Source organism: Peribacillus sp. NPDC096540 (genome assembly GCF_050278525.1).
GTDB lineage: Bacteria > Bacillota > Bacilli > Bacillales > DSM-1321 > Peribacillus.
In genome coordinates this window covers 159,312-180,209 of record NZ_JBNNTG010000001.1, presented here as the reverse complement: position 1 = coordinate 180,209, position 20,898 = coordinate 159,312, and the positions used below count along the sequence as shown (strand labels likewise).

The following is a 20,898-nucleotide window of genomic DNA, read 5'->3' as shown; positions in this document are numbered from 1 at the left end:
TCATAGATTTTAATCAAATGATTAATTAAAATGCCGCTGTCATAATTCCACAAAAAAACAAGCCAACTGGCTTGTTTTTTTAAGCATGTTCGTGCGCTTGTTCTTTTTCTTCAATCAAATTTTCCATTCTAATTTGGTCACGGGTCAGAACAGGCTTTAAGTATTTCCCTGTGTATGATTCGGAAACTTCACATATTTCTTCAGGCGTACCGTAAGTGACAATCATTCCGCCCTTATCCCCGCCTTCTGGACCTAGGTCAATAATATGGTCCGCCGCTTTGATGACATCAAGATTATGTTCTATTACTAAAACAGTATCCCCATTGTCTACCAGCCGTTGCAAGACTTCGAGCAACCTCGCTATATCATGGACATGAAGTCCGGTAGTCGGTTCATCCAAAATATAAAAAGAGCGGCCAGTTGAACGGCGATGCAATTCAGAAGCGAGTTTCACCCTTTGTGCTTCACCGCCCGATAAAGTGGTTGCCGGCTGTCCAAGCTTGATATAGCTCAGACCAACATCATAAATCGTTTGTAACTTCCGCTTGATTTTCGGGATGTTTTCAAAGAAATTAACCCCTTCCTCAACAGTCATATCGAGAATATCAGAAATGTTTTTACCTTTATATTTCACTTCAAGCGTTTCTCGGTTATAACGTTTACCATGACAGATTTCACACGGAACGTAGACATCAGGAAGAAAATGCATTTCAATTTTGATAATTCCGTCACCACGGCAGGCTTCACAACGACCGCCCTTCACATTGAAACTGAATCGTCCTTTTTTATAGCCACGGATTTTCGCTTCATTCGTTGAAGCAAAAACGTCACGAATATCATCAAATACACCTGTATAGGTCGCTGGATTAGAGCGTGGCGTTCTACCAATAGGTGATTGGTCAATATCAATGACCTTATCTAAATGCTCGATTCCCTTAATTTCACGAAACTCCCCTGGTCTAGCTTTGGCGCGGTTTAGCTTTTGAGCTAATGACTTATGAAGAATCTCATTCACTAATGTACTTTTCCCCGAACCTGAAACTCCTGTGACAGCTGTAAAAACTCCAAGCGGGAATTTAACATTAACGTTTTTTAGGTTATTTTGTTTGGCCCCTTTAATTTCAATAACACGACCGTCATTTTTCCGGCGTTCCAATGGCAGCGGGATAAATTTCTTCCCTGATAAATATTGGCCGGTTAATGATTTAGGGTTATTCATGACCTCTTCCGGGGTTCCAGCTGCCACGATTTCTCCACCATGAGCACCTGCACCTGGTCCGACATCAATCAAATAATCCGCAGCAAGCATCGTATCTTCATCATGCTCAACAACAATCAGCGTGTTTCCAATTTCTCGCATATTCTTTAATGTTTCAATTAATCGATCATTATCTCGCTGATGCAATCCTATAGACGGTTCATCCAAAATGTACAAAACACCAGTCAAACGGGAACCAATCTGTGTTGCCAATCGAATACGCTGTGCTTCACCGCCTGATAATGTTCCTGCTGCCCGGCTTAACGTTAAATATTCCAAACCGACATTGGCTAGGAAACCGAGCCGCTCCCGGATTTCACGTAAAATCAATCTCGCAATTGCAGCTTCCTTTTCGGTCAAATCAAGCTCGTCAAAAAATACTAATGCTTCTTCTACCGATAAAGCGGTAGTCTCACTTATATGGACCCCTTGAATAAGCACAGAAAGACTCTCTTTTTTCAGCCGATGTCCCTTACATGTTGGACAGTGGTGCTCTGACATATACTTCTGCATTTGTTCACGAATATAGTCAGAGTTCGTCTCCTTAAAACGCCGCTCGATGTTTCTGATGACCCCTTCAAATAGAATATGTCCTTCTTGCACTCTTCCAAAATCATTTTTATAACGGAAATAAATTTTATCTTTACCTGAACCGTATAAAATTTTCTCCAATTTATCATCCGGTATATCTTTAACTGGCACATCCATATCTATGTCATAATGGGTGGCAACTGCTTCAAGAAGCTGAGGATAATATTGAGAACTCGTTGGCTCCCATGGGGCAATCGCATGTTGACGCAGGCTTAATTCCTTATTCGGGACGACCAAATCACGGTCCACTTCAAGTCTCGCTCCCAAGCCATCACAATCTGGACAGGCCCCGAACGGGCTATTGAAGGAAAACATTCTCGGCTCTAGCTCTTCGATGGAAAAGCCGCAGTATGGGCAGGCATGGTGTTCGCTGAACAGAAGTTCTTCTTCACCCATAACGTCAATTATGACTTTTCCTTCACCAAGCTTCAAAGCACTTTCTAGTGAATCCGCAAGCCGTGACATGACTCCCTCTTTAATAACAATTCGGTCTATAATGACTTCTATAGAATGCTTTTTATTCTTTTCAAGAGTGATTTCTTCACTAAGATCGTGCATCTTTCCATCCACCCGAACGCGGACATACCCTTGTTTTTTTACTTCTTCTAAAACTTTTACATGCGTTCCTTTTCTACCTGAAACAATCGGTGCCAATACTTGAAGCTTGGTTCTCTCAGGGTAATCAAGGATGCGATCTACCATTTGCTCAATCGTTTGAGAGGTAATTTCTATATGATGAATCGGACAGGTTGGCCTGCCGACTCGAGCATATAGCAATCTTAAATAATCATAAATCTCCGTGACAGTCCCCACAGTTGAACGAGGATTCCGGCTCGTCGTTTTCTGATCTATAGAAATCGCCGGTGACAACCCTTCAATCGCATCGACATCCGGTTTATCCACTTGGCCTAAAAACTGACGGGCATAAGCGGACAGTGATTCTACATAACGTCTTTGACCTTCTGCATAAATCGTATCAAAAGCCAAGGAAGACTTTCCAGAACCGGATAACCCTGTTATCACGACGAGTTTATCTCTAGGTATCGTGACATCAATATTCTTTAAATTGTTGGCCCTTGCGCCTTTTATCACAATTTTCTCCATTGCCATGTTTCGTCACCCTTCCGCTTTTAACTCTAGTAATAAGTCACGCAGCTCGGCAGCCCGTTCGAAGTCCAGTGCCTTTGCTGCTTCCTTCATTTCTTTTTCCATACTTACCATCACTTTTTCGCGCTCTTTTTTAGGCAGCTTCGCGAGGCTTGGAGCAAGGTCTTCTTTATACTCTTCTCCTTCTTCGGCTACATGAGTAGCCCGGATGGAGTCACGAATGTCCTTTTGAATGGTTTGCGGTGTAATTTCATGCTCCTTATTGTATCTTTCCTGAATTTCACGGCGCCGCTTCGTTTCATTAATAGCAAGTTCCATCGAATTCGTAATACGGTCGGCATACATAATAACGTGGCCGCTGGCATTACGAGCAGCCCGGCCCATCGTTTGAATGAGTGAACGCTCTGAGCGAAGGAAGCCTTCTTTATCAGCATCGAGAATCGTAACCAACGACACTTCCGGAATATCCAAACCTTCACGCAAAAGATTGATTCCAACTAGCACATCGTATTTGCCCATTCGTAATTCTCGGATGATTTCTATCCTATCTAATGTTTTTACCTCTGAATGCAGGTATTGAACTTTGATTCCAATTTCCTTTAAATAATCAGTTAAGTCTTCAGACATCTTTTTCGTTAAGGTCGTAATTAGTACCCGTTCATTCTTTTTAACCCGCTCCTGTATTTCACCTATTAGGTCATCTATCTGGCCTTCAATTGGTCGTACTTCAATCGTAGGATCTAGCAAGCCAGTAGGACGGATTATCTGCTGAACCATTTCCGGTGTGTGTTCGAGTTCAAATGGTCCCGGAGTTGCCGAGACGAATATAGATTGATGAACCTTTTCTTCAAATTCCTCAAATCGGAGTGGACGGTTATCTTTTGCAGAAGGCAGGCGGAAGCCATGATCAACGAGCACTTGCTTACGAGCCTGATCTCCATTGAACATGCCCCTGATTTGTGAAAGGGTTACGTGTGATTCATCCACAACTAATAGAAAGTCTTCTGGAAAGTAATCCATCAAGGTGTATGGTGTTGCACCTGAGGGACGGAGGGTTAAATGGCGTGAATAGTTCTCGATACCCGAACAAAAACCCATTTCCCGCATCATTTCTAAATCATAACGGGTCCGCTGCTCCAAGCGCTGAGCTTCAAGCAGTTTTTCATCCTCCCGCAATTCCTTCAATCGTACTTCCAGCTCTTCTTCGATATTTTGAACGGCGATCTTCATTTTCTCTTCACGAGTTACGAAATGGGAAGCTGGAAAAATGGCGATATGTTCCCGTTCACCAGTAATCTCACCGGTTAGGGCATCGACTTCACGAATACGATCAATCTCATCCCCGAAAAACTCGACCCGTACACAATGTTCATCGCGGGAGGCCGGGAAAATTTCGACCACGTCACCACGAACCCGGAAAGTCCCCCGTTGAAATGCAATATCATTCCGCTCATATTGAATGTCCACAAGTCTGTGCAACAATGCATTTCTATCTATCTCCATGCCTGTGCGGAGAGATACCACCATCTCCCGATACTCTTCTGGAGAACCCAATCCATAAATACAAGAAACACTGGCAATGATGATCACATCTTTTCGTTCGAACAAAGAGGATGTCGCCGAGTGACGTAGTTTATCAATCTCATCATTGATACTTGCATCTTTTTCAATGAATGTATCAGTGGAAGGCACATAGGCTTCTGGCTGGTAGTAATCGTAATAGCTAACAAAGTATTCAACAGCATTATTAGGAAAAAACTCTTTGAACTCACTATAAAGCTGCCCTGCCAGCGTTTTATTGTGGGCAATGACAAGCGTCGGTTTATTGATTTGTTGAATTACATTAGAAACGGTAAATGTTTTCCCTGTACCCGTTGCTCCCAACAATGTCTGCATTTTCTTTCCTTCTTTTACACCATCGACAAGCTTTTCTATTGCCGCAGGTTGATCTCCTTGAGGAGAGTATTTTGAGACTAACTCAAACTTATCCTTCACCAAGCATAGCCTCCTACTGAAATATTTTTATATAAAATAAGGGATATACTATATCCCTTCTATTTATTCCGGTTTAAGTAAGTATATATACACATTCTACCACAATAGCCTCAAAACAAACCAGCAAAAAGCGAACGTCCATTCTATTTTTAGTTTTTATATTCTTTAGATGCCAAGAGTGATAACAAGAAGAAGTACAAAAAAAGCACCTTTATGTCAGGCGCTCTTTGATGTTCGTTTCATCATTCTTTTTGACAACCAAAATCCCACTGTCAGTGACAGTGCGTCAACGATGATTAATAAATTTGTATGCGTATAACCTTTATATGCAGAAGCTGTAATCAACGCAACTGTTAAAACAAGACCCACGATATAATTATAGGTGACCCTTGAAAAAAGCATAACAAGTAGACAAGGAAAGAAAAGGGCAGAAAGGAATTTAATCATTTTTTCATCTCCTTTATAAGAGAAAAATAGAATAGTTTCAGTTTAAATGATTCTGAAGTTTTTTGCCAATCTATTTCCTACTATATTTAATAATTGTTCGAAAGGTTGCTCCACCACGTTTACAAATGTTTTTCTAATAAGAAAAGAGACAAACCCCTTCTAAGAAGGAAGTTTGCCTCTTTTCCACCTGTTAATACGGATCTGAGTCATGTCCTTTTCTAGCTCCTTCCTCTGGTTTATCCGTCCCTCCCATAGGTTTTGAAGACTCTGTATGTTTTGAAACTGAATCTAAACCTTCTTTCAGTCTGCGACCGTATTCTTCATCAGCCTCCTCTGCAAGAGCAACCATTTTTTCCTGAATGCGTGGATCTGCAGGAGCTAATGCTGACACAAGATTGGAGATTAATTCATCTCTTTCCCAATCTTCAAATTCACGGAATGTTTCACCAGCCTGTTTCGTATTGCTTTGGCGATCAATTGTTTCTCGAACAAGTTTTCCTTCTATAAAAGGTGTATACTCTTTGCCGGTTTGCTTGGCTTCTTTTAAACCGCCTACAGTTGATGGTTCGTAGTTGATATGAGGACTTTGATCTCCTCTGCCAACTTCATATTGCATTTGTCCACCAGTTTGATTGGTTGCTGTTGGTTTTTTCGGTGCATTAATCGGTAATTGAAGATAATTTGCTCCTACACGGTGACGTTGTGTATCAGAATACGAGAACGTACGCCCTTGTAACATCTTGTCATCCGAGAAGTCTAGTCCATCTACTAGGACGCCCGTACCGAATGCAGCCTGCTCCACTTCAGTGAAATAGTCCTCCGGATTTTTATTCAATACCATCGTACCAACATGCAGCCATGGGAATTCATCTTTTGGCCAAATCTTTGTATCATCTAGCGGGTCGAAATCCAATTCAGGGTGATCATCATCACTCATAATCTGTACGTTGAGATCCCATTCCGGATATTCCTCACGTTCGATTGCTTCATATAAATCCTGTGTGGCATGATTGAAGTTCGTAGACTGAATTTCATTAGCCTCTTTCTGTGTCAAGTTCTTGATCCCTTGTTTAGGTTCCCAGTGATACTTAACAAGGACTGCTTTGCCCTCTTCATTCACCCATTTATAGGTATTAACACCAGATCCCTGCATCATGCGGTAGTTAGCAGGAATGCCCCAAGGGGAGAACAAAAACGTAATCATATGAAATGTTTCTGGAGAGCTTGAGCAAAAATCAAAAATTCTTCTCCCGTCCTGTATATTCGTGACCGGGTCGGGCTTAAAAGCGTGAATCAAATCCGGAAATTTCATGGCATCACGGATAAAGAAAATTTTCAGGTTATTTCCGACAAGATCCCAGTTTCCATCTTCTGTATAAAATTTAACAGCAAATCCACGGGGGTCACGTAGGGTTTCTGGTGAAGTCCCTCCATGAATTACAGATGAAAACCTGACGAATACTGGTGTTTTTTTACCCTCTTCCTGAAATACCTTAGCTCTCGTATATTTTGAAATCGGCTCGTCCCCTGCTTTGCCAGTCGGAACAAAATAGCCATGGGCGCCTGCACCGCGGGCATGCACGACCCGCTCTGGAATCCGTTCTCTATCAAAGTGACTAATCTTCTCCAGGAAGTCGTAGTTCTCTAGTGTACTTGGGCCTCTGTTGCCGACCGTTCGGATACTCTGGTTATTAGTGATGGGGTGCCCTTGTCGGTTTGTTAACATTTTTTCAGACTTATCATTTGTTTTTTTTGATTTTCCAAACAAAATATTTCCTCCTTTACTAATAAAATCCACAATACACTTTACCTTCCCCTAATCCCCAAATCTTACTCTTCTTTCTTCAACATTATTCAGATAATGTAAGACCAAGTTCTTCAAGATTAAGGAAAAAAGTAGTGTTGGATCGGAGATAAATATAACAGCTTGTTTTCCTAAATAACCTGGAAATTTCCCGTTTTTGTACCGTGGTCTTTCAAGTTTGGGTGTTTCAGATTGTATACTTTGAGTTAAAATTTTTATAATCAATAAAAAGCTTTGAATGGAAATCTATTCTGGACTTACCCCTTTCAAGTAGACAACTAAAAAAGGCTATGCTGCCATCAGGCATGGTTAATGGACACGTTCATCGTTCGTCCATTCCTTGTTCCAGCGATTACCGCACTACTTGGGTGCCGTGCCTTCTGGCCAAGTAAAGTCGCTATTCATGAAGAAAAGAAAGAGCCCAATTAATAAAGACAGTTAGTTTTATTTTATAAAAAATAAAGTATTAAAAGGCCTGCGCCTCATAAAATTGGCACAGGTTTTTTGTGCGTTTTTCAAAATTCAGGAAAAATTCCAGTTGACACTAGTTAGCTAACCTTTTATAATTACATTACGTTCAAATATCTCAAATTAAAGATATATATATTCAAGATTCATATATTAGGAGGAAAAAACAATGACAAATACAAAATGGACAATTGATCCAACCCACAGTGCTATTGAATTTTCTGTAAAACATATGATGATCGCAAAAGTAAAAGGGAGTTTTAATAAATTCGAGGCAAACATTTCTGCAAATCCATCTGACTTAACAACAGCTGAAATAGATTTTACTGTAGATGTGGCAAGTATCGACACACGTAATGCAGACCGAGATAATCATTTGCTTTCAGCTGACTTTTTTGATGTAGAAAAAAACCCGACTTTAACGTTTAAGTCAACGAAAATTGTGAAAACAGGTGATGATGAGTACGATGTGACGGGTGATGTAACCCTTAATGGAATAACAAATGAAGAAACATTCGCTATTACGTTTGAAGGTCAAGGAAAAGATCCATGGGGAAATGAAAAAGCAGGATTTAGCGGAAAAGGGAAAGTCAAACGCAGCGATTATGGTTTAACCTATAATGCAGCATTAGAAACAGGCGGCGTTCTTATAGGCGACCAAATCACACTTACCATTGAAATCGAAGCAGCTAAAGAAGCCTAATAAAAGAAGCAGCTATCCGTTAGGATAGCTGCTTCTTTTATTTTTGATAACGAGATCAGGTATTATAAATATCCTGCCCTATTTCCTGCTCCCTCATATTTTAGCATTTATGAGTTCCTCGTTTTATAAAGTAAGTAAATAAAGTATGGAGCCCCAATACTTGCTGTAAAGACACCTGCAGGTATCTCTAGTGGTGAAAATAAGGTTCGTCCAATCAAATCTGCGATCATAACTAGTATACCGCCGAGCAAGGCTGAAGTCGGTAATAACACTCCAAAACTTGAACCTACCAATCTTCTAGCCATATGAGGAGCCATTAATCCAACAAAGCCAATACCTCCTGCAAAAGCAGTAGAACCACCAATCAAAGCCGTACTGATCATCAATAATGTAAATCGCTGTTTTTGAACTTGCCCTCCAAGCCCAGTTGCCAAGTCATCACCAAGCTCCTGTAAATTAATATTTCTTGCATAAAGAAAAGCTAGTAAAAGAAATAGGATGGTCCATGGTGCAAGCACGGCGATATTTTGCCAGCTAGAGTTAGACACTGATCCTGTAATCCAAAGGTTTGCCTGGCTTGCTTGATAGATTGGACCAAGAATCATCATCAAAGTAGTGAGGGCTTTCATTAAAGCCATGACTCCTATCCCAATCAATACAAGCCTTATTGGGGGAACTCCATTTTTCCATGCTAAGAAATAAACAAGTAATGCAACAACTGTGGCACCAATAAACGCAGCTAGAGGCATCCAATTAATACTCACTGTTAAAGAATGATTTTTGTCGCTAAAAATAGCCATGAAACCAACAACAGCTACAGTTGCTCCTCCAGTTATTCCTAAAATATCAGGTGAGGCAAGTGGATTTCGAATCATCCCCTGAAGAATCCCCCCTGCTACTGCAAGACCCATCCCTACCAAAAGTGCAACAATAATTCTTGGCAGGCGGAAAGACTGAATCACAAGGCGATCACCCTCAGTTCCTCCTCCAAGGAAGACCTGTAAGACACTCAAAGGGTGAATATTCATTTCACCTATCCCTGTACTGATCACAAACACTAACGCAGTAACCAAAAATAATACAAAAACAACAATAATAGCTTTTTTATCCATTAGGAATGATATTCTTTCATTAAACAAACGAAAGTTCTTATATGACTTCATCGACCGCTGAACCCCTTTCTGGCAATATAAATAAAGAATGGGGTCCCAATAATTGCTGTCATAACTCCGACCGGAACTTCCTGTGGCATCAAAATATACCTTGATATGATATCAGCTGCAAGCAAAAGCACCGCCCCTAAAAGTCCAGCAAAAGGAATCAACCAGCGATGGTCAATACCTACTATAAAACGGGTAAGGTGGGGAACAACAATTCCAATAAAGCCAATTGGACCAGCAACCGCTACTGATCCTCCCGCGAGTAGGATAACTACCAGTCCCAGCACAATTTTAAGAAAAACTATATTTAAGCCAAGGCCTTTTGCAACATCTTCACCCATAGATAACACATTCATTTTTCCAGATGTAATTAAGGCTAGGGCCCATCCAACTGCAAGATACGGAAACACTGCAGTTAAATTTTCCAAACTCCTACCGGAAACTGACCCTGCAAGCCAAAATAAAACTTGCTCTAAAAGTGCTTCATTTGAGACAAGAAGACCTTGTGTTAACGAAGATACCATGGCTGTCATTGCTGCACCAGCCAATGTCAGCTTCATCGGTGTTAACCCACCACGGCCCATGCTACCGATCATATATATACTTACCGCTGCTATAGCAGCTCCAATAAAAGACAGCCAAGTGAATACCTGGAGATTGCTTATTCCAAATATGGTGACACCAGTAACAACCGCCAAGCCAGCCCCAGCATTGACCCCAAATATATCAGGAGAAGCAAGTGGGTTCTTAGTTAGCGTTTGCATTAATACACCTGAGATAGCTAGGCTTGCACCAACTGCAGATGCGATAAGAGCGCGGGGAAATCTTACAGATTGAATAACAATATGTTCATTTGATCCATTGAAATGTGTAAATGCGTCAATGGCCATTTGCCAAGTTGTATTCGTATAACCGTATACAATGCTTGAGCACAGTAAAAAAAGCAGCAAAACAATGGTAATAAATAACCCCATCCATTTCTGCCATGTATTTTTTAATAACATATCCAATTACCTTCCCAATCACTTTTGTAATACTTATGATAATTAATTGTACTGGCGGTAAAGGGACTATGTCAATGATTTTGAGAATCATTTTCAATTATATATTGACAGAAAAGTATATTCATTTTATGATGATGCTGGTAAGTGCGAATGATTATCATTCGCTTTAAATTAGGAGGGATACATAAGATGTTTAAGATTAGATCACTTTTTACTATTATTACTTTATTTGCAGTCTTCCTTCTAGCAGCTTGCGGAAGTTCAAATGATCAAGCTGAAGGAAATAAGGTTGATGACAAAAAAGAAGAGAAAAGCTATACAATTGAACATGCAATGGGAACCACAAAATTAGAAAAACAACCTAAAAGAGTGGTCGTTCTTACAAATGAAGGTACAGAAGCATTACTTGCTTTAGGAGTTAAACCAGTTGGTGCTGTTCAATCTTGGCTTGGAGACCCTTGGTACGATCATATTAAAGAAGATATGGATGGCGTTGAAGTTGTTGGTGTTGAGCATGAAGTAAATTTAGAGAAAATTGCAGCACTAAAACCTGATTTAATTATCGGCAGTAAAATACGCCAGGAAGCTGTATATGATAAATTAAGTGCGATTGCTCCTACTGTTTTTTCAGAAACACTTAGAGGAGATTGGAAAGAAAACTTTAAATTATATGCAAAAGCTTTAAATCTTGAAGAAAAAGGTAACGATGTAATTGCTCAATTTGATGCCCATACTGAAGACTTAAAAGCTAAACTTGGTGATAAGGTAAATCAAGAAGTATCTATTGTTCGTTTCATGGCTGGAACAACTCGTATTTACTACACAGATTCATTCTCTGGAGTAATTTTCGATCAATTAGGATTTAAACGTGCAGAGCAGCAGAAAGAACTGTTTACTGCAGATAATAAACTTGGTAACCTTGCAATTGAGGTAGGAAAAGAAGTCATACCTAAAATGGATGGAGATATTCTTTTCTACTTCACATACGCACCTGAAGGTGACAAACAAGCCCTAAGTACAGCAAAAGAATGGACAAATGATCCTCTTTGGAAAAACCTAGATGCAGTGAAAAAAGGAAATACCTATGAGGTCAGCGACGCAACTTGGAATACAGCTGGCGGTGTTATTGCAGCTAACAAGATGCTAGATGATCTAGAAAAAATAATGCTTGAAAAGTAAAACTCAAACTAAGAAACGGCCTTTCTCGATAATCAAGAAAGGCCGTTTCATTTTTTCAAATTCATTTCAATTGAAGTTTTGTCTCTTTCATTGAAGTAAAAGGTAGTGATGTGGTCAAAGATCCATTCAAAATCGGCAACTATTTTCCTCTATATCGATCAACAACAAAAATAATACGTCACGCAAAATTATTAACGTGGAATTAGACACTATTCCACGTGATTATCGCAATTACCCTGCTTGCCCACTCTCTTTCAATTGATCGTCAACAAACAGAATGCCTAATTCATAATGCTCGCCGTCAAATAAAGCTCTTTGCACAAAACGAATTTGTTCATTATTACCGATGACCTCAAGCTTACAGTGAGCCCGATTTACCTGCAGCGCCCTGTATAACTCTTCTTCTTCCCTGACGACGATACCATTTATTTTCGAGATGATCTCGCCTTTAACTAACCCCATTTTATCCGCCGGGGACTGAGGGATAACGCCTAAAATCTGGACACCAAGCTTGCTTTTCGAAAAATAAAAAGGGAGCCTTGCGTCCGAAACCTTTTGTGAATAATGCAGAAACTCTCGTCCTAGAAGAGCTAAAACAGCTGTTATGATGGCCAATAGCGGGTACCAGTTACTAATAACCGCAAATGCTGTAATCACGAACCCTAATGCTCCTACCTTTTTACCTTGGGCCCTAATAGCCTGTTCCGGAAGCGTTCCATGAACTTTTTGCTTAAACCCAATTAAAAAGGGCACAACAATCGGTGACAGATACACTTCACCGATTGAAAAAACCGGATACCATTCGAAAGGCGCTGGAAGTTCACCTCCTGGAATCATAACGAACATCGGAATTAGCCATATTCGTTGAGAAACATACACACCTATTGGCTGTCCCCGCTTGGAAACCTCCAACTGAGGGGATATCCTTTTACTTCCATTACTAACAATCAGAAAGCCTTCAGCAATCAATAAAAACCCAATCAACAAAACGAGTGTTGGATAGACAGATTGATTCAACTGATTAAACGCATCCTGAAATATCGGCAGTTGAATATCTCTATCGTATAAAAAGAAAAGGATAAAGAAGGTGACTCCCATTGTATAAACGGGTGAAACAAATCTCCTGTTCACGGTCAGCACAGCTATAATCGTAACCACTGCCACAATGATTAACGCCGCCAGCGGAATGACAATTCCAGAAGCCAAGGTGAGGAAAGAAAGAATTAATCCCCAGATCAGTCCTTGCGGAAACAAAGCACGCAGCTCCATGGATTTTCTGTAAATCTTCGTATTAAAGTCATGGCGTTCTCGTTTAACGCGAAGATAACCTATGAATAAACAATATGCAATTGAAACATAAAGCAATGGATGAAGAAAGAGTTTTCCTAATCCTAGTAAGCATGCACTCAGCCAATCTGTTGTCAATTTCTTCCCACCATCCTTACAAGTAATCAACTGTATGTATAATTTCTCCTAATCAGTTACCTACTATTCTATCAAATATGTCAGCTCCCTGCCTATTAAGATGAAGAAAAAATAGCGTTTCCTTAAGTTTTCTCTGTTCATCGTATTTAAAATATCCAGCCCTCAAATTGAACCAATTCAAAAAGGCATCGCTACAAATGTGCGATGCCTTCTCCTTTACTTCACCACATAATTCAATGCCGTGCGCAACTGAATATCATTGTCTTCATCCTGAATTTCCCCCAGAATTGCGGTTTCTAGGTGTGCAGCGGTTTTAGTGTCCAGTTTACCTGTCACTTTCAAACCATACTGCTTTTGGAATGCTTTAACTGCTATCTCTGTACTCCAGTCATAATAGCCATCTTCACGTCCCGTTTCAAAACCAAGCCCTTTTAAAATTGTTTGGGCATATTGAATTTGTTCATCATTCATATCACGCTGCAATACCTTTTCAACGGACAGCTGATGGGCATCAAAGTAAACCGGCTGCTTTACTTCAATTGTCGGCTTAATCCCCTTTTTATGAATCCAGTTCCCAGATGGCGTCAGCCACTTGTAGAGCGTAAGCTTAATCTTGCTGCCATCTCCCATTGGTACAGCCTGCTGTACCGTGCCCTTGCCGAAGGTCTTCTCACCGATCAATGGGTAGCCCCCCGCCTCCTGCATCGCACCAGCTAAGATTTCTGAGGCTGAAGCACTTCCCTTATCCGTCAAGACAGCGATCGGATAATCCTTTTCTTTATTTAGGTTTGTAAAAAAGGATTGCGTTTCTCCCGTTCTTTCGGCAATTTGTAAATATGGTTTATCTTTTGTGATAAACTCTCCAAGTATCGTTTCCACACTCGATAGGAGGCCACCTGGATTGCCGCGTACGTCTATGACCAATCCTTTAATCCCTTTCTTTTCTAGCTCCTTCATCTGCTTTTTAAAATCAGATGCGGTATTTTCCGAGAAAGTGGTTAACTCAATATAGCCGATTTGCTCTCCCGCCACTTCTTTAATCGATGAAAAAACAGTATCAAGTGGAATTTCATCACGAACCATATTGAATTCAATTGGATTTGAAACCCCCGCACGCTTTATTTCCATTTTGACGGCTGACCCTTTTTCACCACGGATTTTTAAGCGTGTCTCATACAAATCCAAACCTTCGACATTTTCACCATTCACCTTAAGAATTTGGTCCTTTGGCTTTAACCCCGCTTTTTCAGCAGGGGAGTCTTTATAAGGAGACACAATAATGACCTTACCATCTTCCATCCCGATTTCCGTACCGATCCCTTCAAACGAGGAGTCTAACGTTTCATTAAATTGCTTTGCGGTTCCCTTGTCCATATATACGGAGTATGGATCTTTCAATGCTGACAGCATCCCTTGAATGGCACCTTCGACCAGGTGAGAACCGTCCACCTTGTCCACATACTGATTTACGATCAAACCATAAGCTTGTTCCACTTTTGCCCATTCCTTATCTTTTATTACCATTTGGTTTTCCTGTTTTGTCTCATTCTTAACTGGGAAGCTTGTCCAATATATGCCGCCCCCTGCCCCGATAATTAATGACATAATGATCGCTAGAGGAAGTACCCATTTTTTGACCATATTTATCCCCATTTCTGCCCTGATATGTATTTCACTATATGAGCAGCTAGGAGGAAATATGCTTGTAGAAAAAAAGTGAACACAACAAAAAACAGACTAGAATTTTATCCTAGTCTGTTTTTCTATTGATATATTGGGTATTAATTAGGTATGTAGTTTAATGGATTTACTGCATTTGACTTGCTATAATTCCATGCACCTTTATGTAGCTCAAAGTGTAAATGCTGACCGAATGAATGTCCTGTGTTCCCCATGATACCAATTTGTTGACCTTTGGCAACAACAGAACCAGTACTTGCTTGTCTAGAGCTTAAATGTGCATATACCGTTGTCCATTGCTGACCACCGATTGAATGAGTAACAAAGATAACATTACCGTATGTACTAGAGAAGTAAGAACGGCTTACAACTCCATCTGCTGCTGCTACAACAGGAACTGTTCCACTAGCAGCAATATCAATACCTGCATGCTGTTTATTCCAACGTTCACCCATTGTTGAAGATACATATCCTGCACTTGGTCTAGTAAAAGTACCCGATGAAACAGCTGGCACTTGACTTACATTAGCCGTAGATGGTGCCGATGGTGCTGATGATGAAGATGGTGATGAACTGCTGCTATTTGCACTAGAGCTGGAAGAAGAAGATTGTTTTTTTGATTCAGCTGCTTGAGATGCTGCTTGAGATGCTGCTTGTGCCACTGCTTGTGCCGCTGCTTGCTCTGCACGCTTTTTGGCTTCGGCTGCTGCTTTTTTACGAGCTGCTTCCAATTCAGCAAGACGGTTTCGTTCTAAGTTGATGGCCGATTTGATAGCCGTTTCTTGAGCAGCAAGGTTCGCTTTTTCTTCCTCTAAGCCCATTTTCTCATCTTCATGTTTTTTGGTTTGTTGCTTTAATTTCTTAACTAAAGCAGCCTTTTCTTGCTTCTGCTGTTTTTGTTGCTTTTGGATTTCTAAAAGTTCGGCTTTGGCTACTTCTAGACTAGCAAGCTTCTTTTCAACAGCTGTCTGCTTTTCTTCTAGATCCTTTTTATCCAACTCATGTTGCTTTAAAATATCCCGATCGGCTTCAGCAATTGTCGCTACAGCTCCGACACGGTCAATTAAATCACCGAAACTTGATGATCCGAATAACACTTCTAGGTAGTTCACGTCCCCACCAGTCTCTTGGAAAGAAAGCGCCCTTTCCTTCAAAACTTCATTACGTTTAGCAATCCGTTCTTTTAATACTTTAATCTCTTCTTTTAATTTTTCAATTTCTTTTTTCGTTTGTGTAATTTCAGCATTTTTAGCATCGATTTTTTTTGTCGATTCTGCAATTTTCGCTTCAATGGCTGCAATTTGTTCCTCTGCCGTCAATTGTTTATCCTGCAGGTTATCGATTTTTTTCACAGTATCGGAAATATTCGATTCAACATCCGAGCGTTTCTCCTGAATAGATTCTTTCTTTTGTTGCAAATCTGAAATTGATTCAGCATAAGCCGAAGGAGCAGCTAAAATGCTCCCCAGCCCAATCAATATTGAAGCATTCATTGCAATAATATTTTTTTTCAACGTTTCATTTCCCCTTTCAATCCCGTCACATCTAACGCCTTGTAACGTCTCTCTATTTGTACTAGGCTTCTTTTGACATTCGAGTGTAAAAGAAGGTGTGAGTTATATTTTTATACTTTTAAGAACTTCCTAACTGACATCAAGCTGCCCCATATTCCGATAACGGCGCCTATTGCAATAAGAATGGCCGAAACTTGATAAATAAACGGGCTTGCAGGTAGAAAATCTATGAATTTAAACGTAATCTGTGGTGCTGCATATTTATAAATATTGTAATAGAGTACAGAAACCAGACCAATTGGCACGATTGAACCGAGAATTCCCAACCAGAGTCCCTCTAAGAAAAATGGCCAACGGATGAAGTTATTCGTTGCTCCTACTAATCTCATAATCTCAATTTCTTTTCTTCTAGCTACAATTGTAATTTTAATAGTATTCGAAATAAGGAACATCGCAGTAAAAAGCAAACCTACAATAAGAACGATTCCTATGTTTCTGGCTATATTCACGAAACTGAATAGATTCTCGACATAGCCCTGTCCATATTTAACACTTTGAATATATTCAAAGCCTTCGATTTTTTTTGCCACCTTGATGACATCTTGCGGTGATTTCGTTTTGATAATATAAACGTCCCTTAATGGGTTGTCCTGTTCAAATGGTTTAAAGGCATCACCATTATCGCCTAAATCATCTATTAAATTGGTGAGCTCTTCATCTTTTGGAGAGAATATGACTGTTTCGATGCCGCTCATCTCTGTAATTTTCTTACCAATTGCTTTTATATCGTCATCATTCGCCGCATTATCAATATGTGCACGAACTTCGACATCCTTCTCCACATTTCCCGCGATATGATTTAAATTCATCATGAGCACTAAAAAAACGCCAACCAATGTTAGAGTGACTGTTACTGCACTGACTGATGCAAACGTCATCCATCCATTACGGCCAATATTTTTAAAACTTTCACGGAAGTGACGGAGTAATGTTCTAAATTTCATATCCGTAATCACCTCGATGTTCGTCACGAACTATTTTTCCACTTTCAATGGCAATGACACGTCGTTTAATATTGTTAACGATGTCCCTATTATGTGTGGCCATGATAAGTGTTGTTCCACGTTTATTAATTTCTTCAAATATGTTCATAATTTCCCATGATGTTTCAGGATCTAGATTCCCTGTAGGTTCATCGGCGATAACCACCTTAGGATCATTGACAATCGAACGGGCAATCGCAACCCTCTGCTGTTCGCCACCAGATAGCTCGGTAGGGAGCATTCTAGCTTTATGTTTAAGCCCTACTAGATCAAGAACTTCCATGACTCTCTTTTTAATTTCTTCTGGTTCTTTTTCGATAACTTCCATCGCAAATGCAACATTTTCATAAACTGTGAAGGTTTGAAGGAGTTTGAAATCTTGGAATACCATACCGATATTACGGCGGAATAGAGGAACTTTCGAATTGCGGATACTTGGAAGGCTGACACCATTAACCAAGATATTACCACTTGTCGGCTTTTCTTCCCGATACATCATTTTGATGAAGGTCGATTTGCCGGCACCGCTGGGTCCTACTACATAAACGAATTCGCCTGGTTTTATTTTTACATTGAGTCCATTAATGGCAGTTACGCCATTAGGATAGGTCTTTTTCACATCTATCATTTCTATCATTCTAAAACCACCTAATTTGCTTGTTTTTATATCTATGTAACTAAGCTTTTTCGACAATTTTCACTGGAATCTGACAGGAATCTTTCTTACTAGAGCACAGAAACATTATAACATCTAATTTTGTCAAATTAAGCATAAAAATATTACAGTTTCATTTCAGTGAGAAAGATTATCAACATCTACGTAATAATTCTAGGATTAGTTTTCTTGATTAGGGATTAGATGTGGGTTTTCTGTGGATTTAAAAGGAGAATAAATGAAACGCCCCGCTGTATGCAGAACGTTTCTATAGTCGTTATTTATGTTCAGCAAGCCATTCAGCAACTTTGCTCGCTTCGGTTCCCTGAATTATACCTTTTGGCATTGCTCCTTGACCTTTTGCAATGACTTGCTCGATTTCTGCTTTTGATAATCTCGAACCAACTTTCGTTAAATTCGGTCCTACGCCACCTTCAAGATTTACTGCATGACAGCTTGAACATTTGTTTTCATAAATTTTCGCTGCATCTCCGGCATCTACGGTTGTAGTTTCGCTTTTATCACTTGCTGGCTTATTATCTGCATTATCATCGTTTCCTCCGCATGCAGCCAAGGCGAGAGACGTGCCCATTACTAAGGCTAACCATTTCTTTTTCATAGAATTTACCCCCTCTGATTTTTACCAGTACAGAAACATTATACCAATTTTAATCTAGTTTAAAACCCTCCCCAAGTACTTCCGATGCATCCATCACGATCACAAACGCTTTAGGGTCAACAAGTTTAACCAATTGTTTCAATTTAGTGAATTCCGACTGGTCTATTACACACATCAAAATTGGACGAGTATCATCCGTATAGCCACCATACCCGGAAATTCGAGTTACTCCCCGGTCTAGCTCATGTAAGATAGCATCCCTTACTTCCATTTCATTATTCATGATAATTAATGCCATCTTAGAACGATTCAACCCAACCTGAACAAGATCAATCGTCTTGCTCGTCACATATAAACCTATTAACGCATAAAGACCTTTTTCAATATCAAAAACAATCGCAGCGCTTAAGACAATAATTCCATCAATGACAGCTACACATGTCCCTAATGACATATGGGCATACTTATGAATAATCTGTGCTGCTAAATCGGTTCCCCCGGTGGAACCCTTTCCGCGAAAAACAATTCCTAACCCAAAGCCTACCATAATTCCCCCACATATTGAACCAAGCAAAGCATCATTCGTCCATGGCTCCCAATCCTTTGTAAGGAATACCACAAGCGGTAAGAACAAGGTTCCAATCAGACTCTTGGCACCAAAATGCCGCCCAAGTATAATTAGTCCAGCAAGAAATAAAGGAATATTACACCCCCACAGTACATAGGCTGGTTCCCAACCGAGCGTAGAATCGAGAATCGTACTAATTCCGCTGACTCCGCCTGAAGCAATCTGGTTAGGAAGCAAGAATACATTAAAACCAATTGCAATTATAGCTGAACCGACAATTACCAACCCATACTCCATTAACTTTTGTATCAAGGGATGCTTCTGCTCCCGGTATCGTTTTCTCATTCTATATTTTCTCCTAAAAAACCATCATTTTTATCTAGTATTGGCCGAACGTTTTATTGCATCCCCTATAATATCCTGTAAAAGTCAGCCAAATGACTTTAAAGTGGTAGTGAATTGAACTTCCATGTATACGTAATCATAAAAAAAGCCGAACCAAAAATCCGGCCCGGCTTTTACTTCTTATAATTTTGAACGTAAATACGCATCAATGAACATATCGATATCTCCGTCCATGACAGCTCCCAAGTTCCCTGTCTCCGCACTAGTACGGTGGTCTTTTACCATGGAGTACGGATGGAAGACGTAAGAACGAATTTGGCTTCCCCAACCAATTTCCTTTTGTTCTCCGCGAATTTCATCCAAATCGGCTTGCTGTTGTTCAATTTCAAGTTGATATAATTTGGCTTTCAGCATATTCATGGCTTGAGCCTTATTTTTGATTTGCGATCTCTCGTTTTGGCACGTTACCACAGTATTCGTAGGTAAATGCGTTATCCTTACGGCTGAGTCAGTCGTATTGATATGCTGACCACCTGCCCCACTTGCCCGGTACGTGTCTACCTTCAGATCTTCCGTACGAATTTCTATATTAATCGTCTCGTCGAATTCCGGCATAACTTCGCAAGAAACGAATGAAGTATGACGGCGGCCTGATGAATCGAAAGGAGAAATCCGAACAAGACGGTGAACACCTTTTTCTGCTTTCAAATAACCATATGCGTTATGGCCTTTGAACAGCAACGTGACACTCTTGATTCCAGCTTCATCACCTGGAAGGTAATCAAGGGTTTCTACTTTAAAGCCCCTTTTTTCGCCCCATCTTGTATACATACGAAGCAACATTGAACCCCAATCTTGGGACTCAGTTCCGCCTGCACCAGGATGCAATTCCAGAATTGCATTTTTCGAATCATATTCTTCACTTAGTAAGAGCTGAAGTTCAAATTCATTCATCTTTTGTGAAAGAATTGTGATTTCTTCTACTAGTTCAGCCAGAAGTTCTTCATCACTTTCTTCTTTCACTAATTCATACGTCAAATCCAGATTTTCATACGCATCATTCAAATCGGACAATTGATTGACTTGATCTTTCAATGCATTCGTTTCATTAATAACAGTCTGTGCTTTTGACTGATCATTCCAAAAATCAGGGTGTGTCATCTCATTTTCTAGCTGTGCGATTCGTGCCTCTTTTTCATCTAAGTCAAAGAGACCCCCTAAAGTCCGTTAATCGTTGCGCGGTTCGTTCAAGTTCATTTCTAATTTCTGCTAATTCCATTTCTCTTCACCTCATTAAGTATGTTAAAAAAATCCCTTTACAGGGATGTGTTTC

Annotated in this window: 16 protein-coding genes; 2 read left to right on the top strand and 14 right to left on the bottom strand. The window is 40.1% G+C overall.

The annotated features are described in order from the left end of the window. Positions 1 to 79: 79 nt before the first annotated feature. The 4 genes from uvrA to ACQKMR_RS00745 all read right to left on the bottom strand — a co-directional run bounded on the left by uvrA (position 80) and on the right by ACQKMR_RS00745 (position 7,124). Entirely contained in the window at positions 80 to 2,959 is a 2,880-nt protein-coding gene (gene uvrA / locus ACQKMR_RS00760; RefSeq protein WP_427695556.1) for an excinuclease ABC subunit UvrA, read from the bottom strand. A gap of 6 nt (positions 2,960 to 2,965) precedes the next feature. Continuing rightward, positions 2,966 to 4,951, bottom strand: coding sequence for an excinuclease ABC subunit UvrB (gene uvrB, locus ACQKMR_RS00755; protein WP_427695555.1), 1,986 nt, complete (start codon positions 4,949 to 4,951; stop codon positions 2,966 to 2,968). Positions 4,952 to 5,167: 216 nt separating this feature from the next. Continuing rightward, positions 5,168 to 5,398 (bottom strand): CsbA family protein, encoded by a 231-nt coding sequence (locus tag ACQKMR_RS00750; RefSeq protein WP_427695554.1) that lies wholly within the window; start codon positions 5,396 to 5,398, stop codon positions 5,168 to 5,170. 190 nt (positions 5,399 to 5,588) lie between these two features. Then, complete coding sequence (locus ACQKMR_RS00745; protein ID WP_427695777.1) at positions 5,589 to 7,124, bottom strand: catalase; 1,536 nt, start codon at positions 7,122 to 7,124, stop codon at positions 5,589 to 5,591. Between the two features lie 715 nt (positions 7,125 to 7,839). Between ACQKMR_RS00745 and ACQKMR_RS00740 the strand changes: the two genes are divergently transcribed. Continuing rightward, positions 7,840 to 8,373, top strand: a complete 534-nt coding sequence (locus ACQKMR_RS00740; protein WP_427695553.1) for a YceI family protein — start codon at positions 7,840 to 7,842, stop codon at positions 8,371 to 8,373. Positions 8,374 to 8,480: 107 nt separating this feature from the next. On the opposite strand, the gene ACQKMR_RS00735 is transcribed toward ACQKMR_RS00740, so the two are convergent. Continuing rightward, positions 8,481 to 9,536, bottom strand: coding sequence for a FecCD family ABC transporter permease (locus ACQKMR_RS00735; protein ID WP_427695552.1), 1,056 nt, complete (start codon positions 9,534 to 9,536; stop codon positions 8,481 to 8,483). Beyond that, positions 9,533 to 10,537, bottom strand: coding sequence for a FecCD family ABC transporter permease (locus ACQKMR_RS00730; protein ID WP_427695551.1), 1,005 nt, complete (start codon positions 10,535 to 10,537; stop codon positions 9,533 to 9,535). Before ACQKMR_RS00730 ends, ACQKMR_RS00735 begins: the two co-directional genes overlap by 4 nt. A gap of 189 nt (positions 10,538 to 10,726) precedes the next feature. Here ACQKMR_RS00730 and ACQKMR_RS00725 point away from each other — a divergent pair, with 189 nt between their 5' ends. Then, on the top strand, positions 10,727 to 11,716 hold the full coding sequence (locus ACQKMR_RS00725; RefSeq protein ID WP_427695550.1) for an ABC transporter substrate-binding protein: 990 nt from the start codon (positions 10,727 to 10,729) through the stop codon (positions 11,714 to 11,716). Between the two features lie 231 nt (positions 11,717 to 11,947). On the opposite strand, the gene ACQKMR_RS00720 is transcribed toward ACQKMR_RS00725, so the two are convergent. The 8 genes from ACQKMR_RS00720 to prfB form a co-directional block, all read right to left on the bottom strand. Beyond that, positions 11,948 to 13,171, bottom strand: a complete 1,224-nt coding sequence (locus ACQKMR_RS00720; protein WP_427695549.1) for a PDZ domain-containing protein — start codon at positions 13,169 to 13,171, stop codon at positions 11,948 to 11,950. Positions 13,172 to 13,357: 186 nt separating this feature from the next. Then, positions 13,358 to 14,782: a S41 family peptidase gene (locus tag ACQKMR_RS00715; protein ID WP_427695548.1), complete on the bottom strand. Its 1,425-nt coding sequence runs from the start codon at positions 14,780 to 14,782 to the stop codon at positions 13,358 to 13,360. Positions 14,783 to 14,922: 140 nt separating this feature from the next. Next, on the bottom strand, positions 14,923 to 16,335 hold the full coding sequence (locus ACQKMR_RS00710; protein ID WP_427695547.1) for a murein hydrolase activator EnvC family protein: 1,413 nt from the start codon (positions 16,333 to 16,335) through the stop codon (positions 14,923 to 14,925). A gap of 110 nt (positions 16,336 to 16,445) precedes the next feature. Continuing rightward, positions 16,446 to 17,339: a permease-like cell division protein FtsX gene (ftsX, locus tag ACQKMR_RS00705; RefSeq protein WP_427695546.1), complete on the bottom strand. Its 894-nt coding sequence runs from the start codon at positions 17,337 to 17,339 to the stop codon at positions 16,446 to 16,448. Then, a complete protein-coding gene (gene ftsE / locus ACQKMR_RS00700) occupies positions 17,329 to 18,015 on the bottom strand; it encodes a cell division ATP-binding protein FtsE (RefSeq protein WP_427695545.1) in 687 nt (228 codons plus the stop codon). Before ftsE ends, ftsX begins: the two co-directional genes overlap by 11 nt. 295 nt (positions 18,016 to 18,310) lie before the next feature. After that, entirely contained in the window at positions 18,311 to 18,652 is a 342-nt protein-coding gene (gene cccB, locus ACQKMR_RS00695; protein WP_427695544.1) for a cytochrome c551, read from the bottom strand. Positions 18,653 to 18,701: 49 nt separating this feature from the next. Beyond that, entirely contained in the window at positions 18,702 to 19,517 is an 816-nt protein-coding gene (locus tag ACQKMR_RS00690) for a YitT family protein (protein WP_427695776.1), read from the bottom strand. Between the two features lie 228 nt (positions 19,518 to 19,745). Further along, a protein-coding gene (prfB, locus tag ACQKMR_RS00685; RefSeq protein ID WP_235569524.1) for a peptide chain release factor 2 occupies positions 19,746 to 20,844 on the bottom strand; the annotation gives its coding sequence in 2 pieces (ribosomal slippage) (positions 19,746 to 20,780 and positions 20,782 to 20,844; 1,098 coding nt in all). Positions 20,845 to 20,898 lie beyond the last annotated feature (54 nt).